Origin of the sequence: Enterococcus sp. DIV1283b (assembly GCF_051710965.1) — a bacterium.
In the GTDB taxonomy this organism is placed as follows: Bacteria; Bacillota; Bacilli; order Lactobacillales; family Enterococcaceae; genus Enterococcus_B; species Enterococcus_B lactis.
Genome location: NZ_JBIOLR010000003.1, coordinates 1 through 12,853 on the forward strand (window position 1 = coordinate 1; position 12,853 = coordinate 12,853).

The following is a 12,853-nucleotide window of genomic DNA, read 5'->3' on the forward strand; positions in this document are numbered from 1 at the left end:
ACAACGAAGAAGCTCTCTTTTTTTATTGTCTGCTCCTTTATTGACCGTTCTGAATCTTTTTCTATTTGTATCAGTGATCCCTAGAGGCTATTTATCCTGTTATCTACTCTTTCCCTTAAATCTATTTCATACGACATTAAGGTTCGGTTTTCCAACGATTTGCGCGTTGATTGTTGGTGGATTAGGTACAGGAAGTTGGTTAATTTATTATGCTTCTTTTGTAGAAAAACGAAAAGTAATTTCGAAAGAAGAACGGCAACAAGAGATTCTAAATTCGAAAGAATATAAAGCAAGGTTGAAAAATAAGTACAAAGAATCACAAAAATATACCAAAGAATATCAACGAGAATATGCTCTAGCCATCGTTATCAAAGACGTTGCCCTTCGAAATAAACGACTAGAAGAACTGTCTAAAGTATTGTTATTGGGAACGGATGAATACGGCTTGTCTTATGTTATGACGTTTAAAGAATTGAACCAACATGCCATCTTACCTGCGACAACCGGCTCAGGTAAAACGACTTTGATTCAAGTCCTAATAGAACATGCGGCGAAGTTTTCGATGCCAGTTATTTTGATTGATGGAAAGGGTGCATTAGATACTTTAGAAACTGTTCGAGAGATTGCGGAAGCCTATGATCGTCCATTTCGGGCATTTGTCGACCATGGAGATATGCGTTATAACCCAGTGAAAAATGGGAATGATGTTGCCGTTCGAGACAAATTGATTGGACTAGCAGAAACAGAAAGTGTTTATTATTCGACAGCTGCTAAATCGTTATTAATGGTCACTATCCAGCTAATCGACGAATTCAAAAAGACACATCCAATTGAACGAAGTCTGCCTTTTATTCAAGAATATTTCTTACCTAGAAACGTCTTAAAGCTTTTTGCGGATCGAATTTTAGAAAAGAACCCTAAGCTATTTGAAATGGAAGTGGAAGCAAAATCTGAAAAGAAAACGAAAGAAAAAGACGAAAAAAACAACGAAGAAAATCATAATGAATTTGACTTGATGATGGAAGAACAAGAGGATTCTTTAGAAGTAGAGGTCATTACTTTAAATCCAGATACGCTTCGTTTATTGGATTTTTACTATTTGATCAAACAAAATAGGAGATATATGAGTGCAAAAGAACAAGATATTTTTAATCGGTTGTTTGTACGTTATGAACATAAGAAAGATCCATTTTATTTGTATGTCACATCGGAAAACTTACAAAATAATATCAATATGTTATTGGACAGTGAATTAGGAGAACTATTCCAAACAATGGGCGCAACCGATGAATTAGATATCAAAGAAGTGGTGAATCAAAATGAAATTCTTTATATCTCTTTAGATGGTTTGTTATATAGCGAGTACATTAGTGTTTTAGCACAAATGATCGTTGGAGACATTAATTTCTTTTGTTCAGAAGTCTATAAAAAAGCCAAAGAGCAACAAGAAATCAAGGATGTATTAGTCATTTTTGATGAACCTTCTTCTTATTTGAACGACGATTTCATCAGTCTTGTGAACAAAGGAAGAGGAGCAGGAATTCATGCTATCTTTGCCCCACAAACGATGGCAGATATCGACAAAATCAATATTCATTTAAAAAATCAATTGGTGGGAAATGTGAATACTTTCTTTATAGGAAAGACCAATGCACCGAATGAAATCGAATTTTGGGGAAATGTCATGGGAACTTACAGTGATATTGATGTGACAGATGTGGTCACACAAGAAGCTGGATTTTCGGATGCAAGTAAGCTTTCTTGGGAAGGAGATAAGGGAACAAAACGCCAAGTTGATCGTTTCAAAATCAATCCCAATCGACTACGAGATTTGCGACAAGGAGAGTTTGTCGTCTATCGAACTGCCTTAAATGTACGAGAGATTCCTCGTGTCGTTTATATTCGTAAGCCAAAAGTAAAGGAGTAAACAAAGGATGAAAAAGAGCTTTTTTCTTTGGAGGCTTGTATTTATCTCCGCTGTTTTTGTTTGGGTAGTGTCCATTTCTTTTAAAGGAAATGGGCATTTTTATCCAGAGAATTCTTTTCAAGAAGTGATAAAAAAGAAAGAGGAAAAGCAAACCTTTTATCTTTATCTTGGAAGAAAAGATTGCAAAGAATGTCAACGAGTCACTAAAAAAATCGAAAAACAATCTCAATTATTGCCTATGGATGTTTACTATGTAGACACGAAAGAAGAGACACAACAAAATCTTTTAAGACAATTTTTATCTAACTATCAAATCAAGACAGTGCCGACTTTTTTAGAAATCAAAAGAGGAAAAGTTCGAGTAGTAGAAGAAAAAGTTGTACTACATGATGGGTGGATCAATCAAATTTTTATGAGAAAGAAAAAATAATTTACAACTGTAAACAATTGATGTTTATAGTTGTAGACTATCAAACTATATGGTGACTTATTGTTTAAAATAGGTTGAAATTTCACTCAAGTTTTGGTGGAAAAACAAAATAAATTTTAATCAATTTTGTTGAAAAAATCATAAAAAAACAAACATAATTTTAACGAAATTTCAAAAAATTCATTTGAAATTTCGTTTATTTTTTTGGAGAATTTTGATCATCGTAGGGTCATTGTAGGATCATTATGAGATCATCGTAGGATCATCGAATAAAGTATGGGAGAGGCTTGCGGCGCTTGGTATTAAAGGCATTCTTCGCCTCCCAGGTTCCTGACCATTTTCTCTCAACGTGGTAAAAATCCCACTTATGAGAGAAAATGGTCAGGAACCTAAACGGTCGGCGAAGAAAACATACCAAGCGCCGCAAGCCAAACAAGATAGAGAAACAATAAGAAAAGTAAAATGAAATAGTAAAAGATAGCATAAAATACAAGGGAAAAGATCAACCCCTACCCCAGTCTTTGGGGTCTCAAAACTAACTCCCCCTAACCCCTCTTTCAACCTCTTTTGAAAGAGGGGAGAATCAACCCCTGGGACAGCGCCCCAATGTTCTTGGGGCTGTCCAAAATGAAGAAATTTGTAAGAGAGTAAAACTTAAAACAGATATAGAGAAAATAAAATAGAATTGGAAGAGATTAACGAATGAAATATCTATTGCATGGTTATTATATTGACTATCATTCAGAAAATAAGGCGAAACTTTGTGTATTATGTTTACTTCATGAGTTGCGAGTGATTTCTAGAACACAGTTATTGGATTTATTGAATTTAGAAATCTCTTTTAGAAGCAGTAGTCTGACAAAGGTATTACGCTACCTAAAAGCTAATAATTTAATTGATAAAAAGAAAAATGGAAAAGAGGTATATTATTTTCTGACAAAAGAAGGTCATCTTAGTATCGGTGGATTTTATACTTTTCCAAAAGTTCCAGAATATAATTTAAATCATCATCTTCAAATCAATAATTATTTAATAAAAACGATTCGTTTGGTAAAAGATCATGAACATCTAAAGCGAATTATTTCCGAACGAAGAATTGTTTATGAAGCCAAAGATTTAAATAGTCATGCGAAAGGTCGAAAATTTTTTGTGCCAGATTTTCGCGTGCGATTTCGAGATAAAAATCGATTAGAAATCAACTGGTCTTTTGAAATTGAGCTGACGATGAAAACACGAAGACGTTATCGAAGTTCGATTTTTCCTAAATATATCAAAGAACTTGAAAAAAATAGAAACGCTCATGTCATTTACGTAACACCGAGTGGAGCAATTCGTGAAGAGTTAGAAGCATTCAAACGAGTTTTTTATCAAGCAGAAACGAAAAAAGATGCTCGTTTAGGAGAACTGTTCGATCGTTTCCATATTTTGTCTGATAAAAACTTTGAGACTGAATTAAAATATTTGCTTGAAACAGATCCTGGAATCAATTGGTTACCAGAAAAAGAAAATAATCTCTATCAGGATGGATCGGTTCAGGAGACATTAGAATTATTTGTGGAAGAGAAAAAAGGAGAAGAGAAAGAGGAAACTGAAAAAGAAGAAAATAAATCGAGCAAATCAAAAATGAAATTCAATCCAGAGGCATTTTGATGGAGATTGATTGTTTTTTGTTAGGAAGGCATGCTATAATAAAAATGAAAAGAGGAGTTGCGTCAACAACTCCCCTTTGGACAGCACCGCTAAAGACGGTGGCGAGGTTAACTATTTATAAAAAGAAATAGCTTGTCGTCTCGCTAAAGTGACGGCTATTTCTTTTTGCTTTTTTTAGCTTCGATCAATGCTTGAATTAGTTTCACGACTGCAGTTAAAAACTCAAATAGAGCTTTGCCACAAGGCGCAAGAACTAAAATCAAAGCAGTGATTTCCGCAAGATGCAAAAGGCGTCTCCTTTCTATCAGATTTTGGAAGTACGCACATACGCACCACCTCACTTTCGATTGGATAGCCACCGCCATTAAACTTTACTGTCTTTAAAAATTATAACACAGAAATATGACCTCTAAAGAGAAATCTTTGGAGGTTTTTTTGTATAAAAACATGGAACAAAAGAGGTATTTCGCCAGCGGTGCAGTAGCCCTTGGCTCAGAACATACCTCTTTTTCGTTTGTTGGTTCATTGTCCATTAAATTCTTGGTGACTTCGTTCCTCCGTCAGTCGAATTTGCCTTTGTTTGCGCCGTTCCTCTACAAAGTCGGCACATGGACACTGCCCCATTTTTGTGCGAGTCACAAAAAGCCAAACGAGTAGATTGAAAGTGTGCGTTCGCTGCCCTCACGCGAAAAAGGAAATAATCCTTTCAGGATTATCCCATTCTCAATTTTTTGGTTTTGCGCTCCATTTTTACCATTTCCTACGCTTTCTAACTGCGAAAGCAGGTCGAAGCTTCAGCGCAAGCGCTGTTCAACCTGTTTCTCGTAAGAAGCTTCAAAAAAGGACAAGGGCAAGGCAAGTCGCTGCGCGCCCCTTGTCCTTTTTTTGAGGAAATGGTAAAAGCTCCGCAACAAAACGCAAAAAATTCAGCCTTTTGGCTCACGCTAGGCGTAGCGTAAAACCAAAAATTTGAGAAAAGAGGGTCATATATGTCGAAAGAAATAAAGACAATAAAAGACTTACAAGAACAATTAGATACTTATGAATCAAATCTATTACTTTCGATTGTAGATGATAAAAATGGATACTCAGATATTGAGTGGATTAAGGAAAAAGGTAGAAAACAGAATGTATTGTATCAATGGATCAAATTAGTAGCAAATCATTCTTTGAACTTAAATACCGTCGAAACCTTTAAAGAAAAAATCGCTCAATATCCTGAACAAATGATTGTGACGTTGAGAAATAGAGAGGGAAAATATTCACGACTATTTTTAGTTTTAGAAGAACTAGATAATCAAAAATGGGTCATGATTGTAGATGACTTGACGTATCAAGATTATTATCAGGAAAACGAAATCAATTGGAAAAATAAAGCCTTAGAAAAAATGTTAGAGGAAATGAAGCAAGAACATTCAGATACGGAAGATTGTATCCATACATGGTTGTGCCAACAACAAGATGAAAAATTATTTCAAGGTATTTTAAAAGAAGACCGTACAATCAAGGGTGCTGTTATGTATTGTTTATCTGAAGCCAAAAAACAAGCTGGAACAAATCAATCAGCAATGGTTTCTGATGAGGTAGTTTTTTCTTGGATAAGGGAATACTTTTTATTAGAAAAGGTAGAAGTAACACCTATTCAAGGCTCAGTTGATATGAATAAACCAAAAGAGAGAAAGTCGAAAAAGAAAGAAGAAAAGGTGGTGGACGGACAAGTTAGCTTGTTCGAGGAAGTATGAAGGATAATTTAACGAAAAAAATTGGAAACCCTTTAACACCACCAAAAGCTTTTATTGATTGGTGTTACGCTCAATTACCTATTTATGAATGGAAAAATAATCAAGAAACACTTCGTTCGTCGAATCGAGCGAATGGTTTCTTGATAAAAAAAAGACTAACAAAAGCTTCAAAATTAACCTTTCCGACTAAGTTTTACTCGTTTTCGATTATTTTAGTTTCCTCTACCAGAATAGAAATACAGTCTCATGATTTTTGGCTAGAAATTGTGAATGGAAAAGAAGAATTACATTATGAAATGACTAATTTTGAACGGTTTTCTAAAGGGGAACATTTAAAAGCACACTGTTTAAAAGGAAAATGGTATGAAGGACTTTTGAGCAATTATGGCATGATGAGTGGGGCTTATACCAATACTATTTTTTATCCAAATAAGTGGAATGAACAATTACGAAAAAGGTCAGAATTGCGTTATTTAGACTTACCGATATTAGATTTTAGAGAAATTGCCAATATCTATAAATATCGGTTAGAAATCGAATTTTGCCAAAAAATCAATGCACCTGTATTGGCAGATGAAATCATGTTTCCTTCTTATCGTTTTATTGGTGGAGAATATCGAAAACGTGTAGATATGCGTGTTTTGACAATGAAATGGCTGAAACAAAATAAATGGCGAATTAAGAATACAAAAAAGACTTTCTCTCAATTAAAAATGGAAGAAATCGCGCAACAGAGAAAAAGTCACATTGTACAAGGGATTGAGCAATACCTTGACTATCATGATTTCTCAAAAATTCCTCAACATGTCGGATTCAGAAAATTTCAACGTTGGATAATCGAAAATGAAGTGAATTTCAAGTATTATTTAGACTACATTTCAATCTTAAAATTATTGGATACGCCTCTAACCAATAGTTTAGTTTTAATGCCGAGAAATTTACAAGAGAAGCATGACGAAGCAGTAAATACTTTTAACCAGCTAAAAATCGAATTGGAAGAAAAAGCATACAAAAAACGATTAGAAAAACTAAAAAAATTAGAACAAGAGATTGATGAATATGCTTTCCTTGTGCCTAAAAAGCTTGAAGAGATTGTTGAGGAAGGAAAAAATTTAAATCATTGCGTAGGTGGTTATGTAGAAAGACATAAGAATGGGGAAACAACGATTATATTTATGCGCAAAAAAGAAGCACAAAACCAATCACTATATACGATTGAATACAAAAATAAACATATTGTACAAATTCAAGGTTATCAGAACAAAGAAGTCATACCAGAAAAGGTGCGAGAAGTAGCAAACAAGTGGGTAAAAAAAATTAGTTAAGATGTTTTCCAGTATAGAGAACAAAGAGAAGCAAAAGAGGAACACGATACTGAAGTATGAGTAGCCATTTTTTTATTTTATGGGTAATCAGCTAAAAAGAATATTTTGCATTTGTTCATTTTTATGAGTATAATATAATCAAATAATGCGTATTTTATATTTTTTTGAGTATAATACACTCCTAAGGAGAGAAGAAAATGAAAACCAAAGAAAAAGGAAGAATACAAGTAGGAATCGATAAAGAGTTAAAAGAAAATGCAGAACAAATTTTAGAAGAACTTGGTTTAAATGCTACCACAGCTATTACAATTCTATATAAGCAAGTGGTATCAAGAGGGGAATTTCCAATGGAAATCAAATTAAGTGAAGAAGAAAAGCAAGCAATCAAGTTACGTCAGTTAGCACAAAATATGCCTGTACAATTACTTGATACACAGGAAAAGCTAAATGAGTGGTTCAATGAAGACGAATGAAATAGTAACAGTTTATGTTGCATTTGCCGATAAAGAAGGTGGAAAAAGAAGACCTATATTAGTTGTACAAGATAGAAATGATCGTATTGACTTTTTTAGTATTACCAGTAAATATAAAAATAAATCCAAAAAGATACAACGAGTATATTTTCCAATAAAAAATTGGAAACAATCAGGACTAAATAAACCATCGTGGATAGATGTAGGTATTCTTAAAGCGATACCTAAAGATAATGATGAAATAAAATATACTAAAGTAGGTATGTTGACAAGCGAAGATAGCCAAAATTTGATTGATTTTATCAAGAACTTACAATAAAAATGAAATATAAAGTACGAGATAGGACAAGTAATTGCTTGTCCTTTTTTGTTTGAAATAGATAGAAGGAACAAAAGAGATATTTCGCCAGCGGTGCAGTAGCCCTTGGCTCAGAACATACCTCTTTTTCGTTTGTTGGTTCATTGTCCATTAAATTCTTGGTGACTTCGTTCCTCCGTCAGTCGAATTTACCTTTGTTTGCGCCGTTCCTCTGCAAAGTCGGTACATGGACACTGCCCCATTTTTGTGCAAGGCACAAAAAACCAAACGAGGGATTGAAAGTTGTTCGCTAAAGCTCACTCAAAAAAGGAAAAGAATAAATGTGCCATTTATTCTGATTGGTTTCGTCGTCAAGGACGACGAGGGGGTTGGACGCCTAAGCGTCCAAAAAATAGTTTTTCACGCACACAACTCCTTTCGTGAGAAATCTGTTTTCAAGGAACAAGAAATCTAAACATTTCCTAATCGTCTATCAGTCATTCGGCAAGTATAACCTAAAACATAACCTGCCAATTGCCAAGGGTAAAATGTACGCTGCGCGCCCTTGGCAATCGTCAGAACATGTTTTCGAGACGGTTATGCCGAACGACTGCTATACGAAAAGGAAATGTAAATGGCATTTCTCAGTGATCCTTGAAAACTAAATCAATTTCTCAAGAAAAGAAAGGAGTGGTGTAAAAACTATTCATTTTTAAGACCTTAGGGGCTGCCGCCCCACCCCCCGCGCCTCCGACGAACTACCGAAAAGGTTGGGGGACAGGATCAATCACAAAATATTTATTTTAAACAGGAGTTGAGCGAAATGGCAAAAAATCAAATGTATCAAATTGGAGATATCTTTTACAGCAGTTGGGGTTATGAACAAACCAATGTGACCTTTTGGCAAATTGTAAAACTAACGGAAAAAACAGCGTGGTTTCGCCCGATAAAGAAACAAAGCGTAGAATCCTATACTTCAATGAGTGGTAAAACTATCCCACTACCAAATGAATTTACTGATTATCCATTAGCCAAAACAAAAGATAGCATCGTAAGAAAGCGAATCAACTTAGAGCATCCGAATGAGTTCTACGGTACAGATGGTTGGAATACCTTTTATCGTTATAATGGTCAACCAGTCTATGAAAGTAGCTACTATTAAGGGGATTTTTCTCCTTTCAAAAATAAAAAGAGAAACGGAGAAAATAGCACATGATAATGACAGAAGAACAAGCAATATATCACTAAATATTTAGGAAAAACTTGCCAAATTGGCTATGCTTAAAAATTAATAGAAAAAGGAAAGTAGAGAAAAAAAGATGAAAAAACAACAATTAATTCAAGAAAAGAAAAAGCTATATGCAATATTTACTGAAGCAATTCCTTCTTTTCTATGTGCGCTTATGGGATTGACTGTTTCTTTTGTAGCGTATTTTCGGTATCAATGGAAGTTCCTTTGGTTTTTAATTAGCTTTTTTGGTTTGTATATAGGAGTTATTCTTCTTCTGTTTATCGTTTTTGTAGTAATCGTTAAACGAAAAGAACGAAGAATTGAAGACGAAGATGACGAACTAAAATTTTAGAAAGAGGGAAACATCATGTTAAACACAGTACATTTAATCGGAAGACTAACAGAAACAGTAGATTTAAGTTATACACCATCAGGAAATGCGGTAGGAAAATTCTTACTTGCAGTAAATCGTAACTACAAGAAGCAAAATGGTGAACGTGAAGCCGATTTTCTTCGTTGTGTCATATGGAAAAAAGGTGCTGAATTATTAGCAGATATGGCAGTCAAAGGAAGTCTAGTACGAATAAGCGGACGATTACAAACACGTACCTATGAGAATAAAAATGGACAGAAAGTTTATGTGACAGAAATTTTAGTCATAGAGTTTGAAGTATTAGAATCAAGAGAAATGACTGAAAAACGTAAAAGTAACCAAGAAAATGGTGTGAAAGAAGAACCGTCTATCAATTATCCAGATAGAGAAGAAATTGAAGTAGAAAATGATGATTTGCCTTTTTAAATCAAAGAAAAGAAAGTAGCTAAGAGAAATTAGCTACTTCCTTTTTGCGCCAAAATGGAACAAAAGAGGTATTTCGCCGGCGGTGCAGTAGCCCTTGGCTCAGAGCATACCTCTTTTTCGTTTGTTGGTTCATTGTCCATTAAATTCTTAGTGACTTCGTTCCTCCGTCAGTCGAATTTGCCTTTGTTTGCGCCGTTCCTCTGCAAAGTCGGCACATGGACACTGCCCCATTTTTATGCAGAGCATAAAAAACCAAACGAGTGATTGAAAGATGTTCGCTAAAGCTCACTAAAAAGGAAGGGAATAAATGTCCCATTTATTCTGATTGTTTCGTCGGCAAGCCAACGAAAGGTTTTCGTCCGCCTAAGCGTCCGAAAAATTTATTTTTCATAGACAATCCATACATAAGGAATCAATTTTCCAAGATAAAGAAACGACAAACATTTCCTAATCGTCTATCAGTCATTCGGCTAGATTAACCTAAAACATAACCTGCCAATTGCCAAGGGTAAAATGCACGCTACGCGCCCTTGGCAATCGTCAGAACATGTTTTCGAGACGGTTATGCCGAACGACCGATAGACGAAAAGGAAATGTAATGTTCATTTCTCATTTGATCTTTGAAAACTGAATAATTTCCTGATGAATGAATAGGATTCGTCTAAAAATCAATCATTTTTCAAGACCTTAGGGGGCGCACCCCCTAAAACCCTGCGCCTCACTCTCTCAACCGAAAAGGTGGGAGGGGTGGCAACCAAATCAAAAAATTACTTTTTCAGGAGTGAAGCAAACATGACAAAATTAATACAAGCAAAAAATAAGTTGGAACGTTTACAAAAAGAACAAGAACTAGTTTGTCAGTCAATTAGAAATGAGTATAGTGAAATTCCTCTCGGACAGCCGAATATTATCGGGCGTCCCAATATTTATAAACAAGTTAATCGCTATTTTGACAAGTCTTGTCAGTTAATGAAAGAAGAGAAAAAACAACAAGATCGTGTAGCCATGCTAGAAAAGGAGGAAAAATTAAAAAAAGAAAATGAATTATTGAAGGATACCCATGTTGTAGGAAAAACAGCTTACGCTACTATTGGAGCGAAAACGAGCGTGAATAACTTAGACTATTTCAAACAAAAATTAGTTGATTTAGAACAAAAGAATGAAGACGCAAAAGCTTACAACAAGACAAAGCCACCGATTAAGAAAAAGACATATGGGGCAGAAATTACGAAATTGAAAAGAAAAATTTCCTATTTAGAAGAAATGATAGAAAAAGACCAAAAGAAAGTTTTGAGTGAGAAAACGCAACAACTGATAGATAGTGGGGCAGTAAAGCAATGGCAAAAGAAACCCATTTATTATTTTGTTCAGGGACTGAGAAAAGTAGCCTTGGAAATTGATGAGAAAGGAAATTTTTATACTTCTGAACGTTATCCAGCCTATACAGAAAGTGAAAAACAATTTGTCAAAGAGTTACTAAAATAGCGTTGCAAGAGGTTATTCTCTTGTAACAATCAATGAAATAAGGTGAACGAAATGACGTTAAAAGAAAAAATTTTATTTTTAGAAGAAAAAACTGGAATTGATATGACAGGAATCAAAGAACAAAAGATCAATTGGTACATGGATCTTTTGAAAGATCCCTTTCCGCTATTACAAAGTGATTTAATACCAGTTATTAGAAATGATGTTTATTTTACTAGACTTTACGGACATAAATAAAATTGATCCTCGACACACTACCAAGGATAGTGTGTCGAGATAATTAATCAAATAATGATGAATTTTTAGGAGGATAAAAATGGGAATTATTGATGTATATGACGAGGTAACATTGGAATATATTGGTTCTTTTGAAAACACAAACCAAAATATTGTTAACTATGTCGCAGGACTTTTACCATTTGAGAACAGAAGATTAATTGATTATTCGAGTGATGAAATCGTGTTAACAACGATTGGTAATTTTTTAGATCACGTTCCTGACCAGTTATGGTTAGAAGAGATTCGTCCGTTATTGGTTGCGAAACAAATGGGGGAGGTTTCTATAGAAAAGGTAAAACTATTTGATCATTATGAGAAAGAAAATGAAGGATTTTGATGAAAAGGAGAGATTGTAGACGTGTTTTCAAATCGTGCATGTTTTTGGGGAAGATACAAAATCCCTGTTGACCAATTTAATCAGCAGTATTGTTGGCCACCTACTTATATCAAATGTGATTGTTCTGAATTAGCGAAACATAAAACTTATATGAAAAGTGGTCATTTTTATGATACGTATATTTGGGAATGTCCACGCTGCCAAAAAGAATATCGATTGATACGAGGAACAAAAAATTTTGAGCGATTTTCTGAAGAAAAGAGCCTTTAGGAAAGGAGTATTTTGATGGAGTTACAAGAGTATGTTGATCGCTACATTGACATGATCAAAATAGCTATCAAACGTTTATATCCTGAGTGTGACTTGACTAGCAAACATTCGAAGGAACTTTTGCATAACGAGTATCTAGTAGCCGTTCAAGATTTTGAAGACTTTGTATCCCTTCACGGACGTACTCCAGATCATTGTATTCTAATGGCTTATTTTGAACGTTGGGGGGTGAATAGATCTGATTTATTTTCGGAAAATGAACGAATTATCTCGGAAGATAATTTTGTTAATTATTATTTAAATCATGTAAAAAATAGTATGTTACTAAAAGCAACAGATTTTACAGAAGAAGATTATCATTTTATTTTACAGCGTGAAAAATATTTAGCACGCCAGATGTTTCAACAAAATTGCCCTGGTGTATATGGCTATCAAGAACTAAATATTCGTCAATCGAAAAAAAGACAAGAATATTGCTTAAAAGCATTAAAAAGACGGTTTGAAGTAGATTGTTCCGGTTTTTATGTTGGAATGAAAATCAATGCGGAAAGGGCTTATTGTGGTAGCAGCTGTTAGAAGAAAGGTGTGAGAATGAATTAGAACAAAA

The 12,853-nt window shown here is 34.4% G+C and carries 16 protein-coding genes; 15 read left to right on the plus strand and 1 reads right to left on the minus strand.

All coding sequences use genetic code 11. The features are described from left to right. The 3 genes from IGJ53_RS15295 to IGJ53_RS15305 form a co-directional block, all read left to right on the plus strand. Positions 1–1,927 (plus strand): TraM recognition domain-containing protein (locus IGJ53_RS15295; protein ID WP_438750687.1); only part of this gene is annotated, 1,927 nt, incomplete at its 5' end. A gap of 7 nt (positions 1,928–1,934) precedes the next feature. Then, positions 1,935–2,357 (plus strand): thioredoxin family protein, encoded by a 423-nt coding sequence (locus IGJ53_RS15300; RefSeq protein WP_438750689.1) that lies wholly within the window; start codon positions 1,935–1,937, stop codon positions 2,355–2,357. Between the two features lie 702 nt (positions 2,358–3,059). Further along, positions 3,060–4,007: a replication-relaxation family protein gene (locus tag IGJ53_RS15305; protein WP_438750691.1), complete on the plus strand. Its 948-nt coding sequence runs from the start codon at positions 3,060–3,062 to the stop codon at positions 4,005–4,007. 155 nt (positions 4,008–4,162) lie between these two features. Here the strand turns inward: IGJ53_RS15305 and IGJ53_RS15310 are convergent, their stop codons facing one another. Further along, entirely contained in the window at positions 4,163–4,294 is a 132-nt protein-coding gene (locus IGJ53_RS15310) for a hypothetical protein (protein ID WP_257007406.1), read from the minus strand. Between the two features lie 702 nt (positions 4,295–4,996). Here IGJ53_RS15310 and IGJ53_RS15315 point away from each other — a divergent pair. The 12 genes from IGJ53_RS15315 to IGJ53_RS15370 all read left to right on the plus strand — a co-directional run bounded on the left by IGJ53_RS15315 (position 4,997) and on the right by IGJ53_RS15370 (position 12,822). Next, positions 4,997–5,749, plus strand: coding sequence for a Cas9 inhibitor AcrIIA9 family protein (locus IGJ53_RS15315; protein WP_438750693.1), 753 nt, complete (start codon positions 4,997–4,999; stop codon positions 5,747–5,749). Continuing rightward, positions 5,746–7,074: a PcfJ domain-containing protein gene (locus IGJ53_RS15320; protein WP_438750695.1), complete on the plus strand. Its 1,329-nt coding sequence runs from the start codon at positions 5,746–5,748 to the stop codon at positions 7,072–7,074. The genes IGJ53_RS15315 and IGJ53_RS15320 overlap by 4 nt, the downstream gene beginning before the upstream one ends. A gap of 197 nt (positions 7,075–7,271) precedes the next feature. Then, complete coding sequence (locus IGJ53_RS15325) at positions 7,272–7,547, plus strand: type II toxin-antitoxin system RelB/DinJ family antitoxin (protein WP_201064866.1); 276 nt, start codon at positions 7,272–7,274, stop codon at positions 7,545–7,547. Next, entirely contained in the window at positions 7,534–7,866 is a 333-nt protein-coding gene (locus IGJ53_RS15330) for a type II toxin-antitoxin system PemK/MazF family toxin (protein ID WP_438750698.1), read from the plus strand. The genes IGJ53_RS15325 and IGJ53_RS15330 overlap by 14 nt, the downstream gene beginning before the upstream one ends. An 802-nt stretch (positions 7,867–8,668) precedes the next feature. Continuing rightward, the gene (locus tag IGJ53_RS15335; protein ID WP_438750700.1) at positions 8,669–9,007 is read left to right on the plus strand and encodes a hypothetical protein; all 339 of its coding nucleotides are present in this window, start codon (positions 8,669–8,671) and stop codon (positions 9,005–9,007) included. A 157-nt stretch (positions 9,008–9,164) separates the two neighbouring features. Then, complete coding sequence (locus IGJ53_RS15340; RefSeq protein WP_438750702.1) at positions 9,165–9,428, plus strand: hypothetical protein; 264 nt, start codon at positions 9,165–9,167, stop codon at positions 9,426–9,428. Positions 9,429–9,443: 15 nt separating this feature from the next. Further along, positions 9,444–9,875 carry a single-stranded DNA-binding protein gene (ssb, locus tag IGJ53_RS15345; protein WP_438750704.1) on the plus strand — a complete coding sequence of 144 codons (432 nt, stop codon included), beginning with the start codon at positions 9,444–9,446 and terminating at the stop codon, positions 9,873–9,875. Between the two features lie 792 nt (positions 9,876–10,667). Beyond that, positions 10,668–11,360, plus strand: a complete 693-nt coding sequence (locus tag IGJ53_RS15350; RefSeq protein WP_259742360.1) for a hypothetical protein — start codon at positions 10,668–10,670, stop codon at positions 11,358–11,360. A 51-nt stretch (positions 11,361–11,411) separates the two neighbouring features. Further along, positions 11,412–11,597 carry a hypothetical protein gene (locus IGJ53_RS15355; protein ID WP_259742361.1) on the plus strand — a complete coding sequence of 62 codons (186 nt, stop codon included), beginning with the start codon at positions 11,412–11,414 and terminating at the stop codon, positions 11,595–11,597. Positions 11,598–11,676: 79 nt separating this feature from the next. Continuing rightward, on the plus strand, positions 11,677–11,976 hold the full coding sequence (locus IGJ53_RS15360) for a hypothetical protein (protein WP_259742362.1): 300 nt from the start codon (positions 11,677–11,679) through the stop codon (positions 11,974–11,976). A gap of 21 nt (positions 11,977–11,997) precedes the next feature. Continuing rightward, on the plus strand, positions 11,998–12,246 hold the full coding sequence (locus IGJ53_RS15365; protein WP_438750707.1) for a hypothetical protein: 249 nt from the start codon (positions 11,998–12,000) through the stop codon (positions 12,244–12,246). A 15-nt stretch (positions 12,247–12,261) separates the two neighbouring features. Next, a complete protein-coding gene (locus IGJ53_RS15370) occupies positions 12,262–12,822 on the plus strand; it encodes a hypothetical protein (protein WP_259742364.1) in 561 nt (186 codons plus the stop codon). The last annotated feature ends 31 nt before the right edge of the window (positions 12,823–12,853 follow it).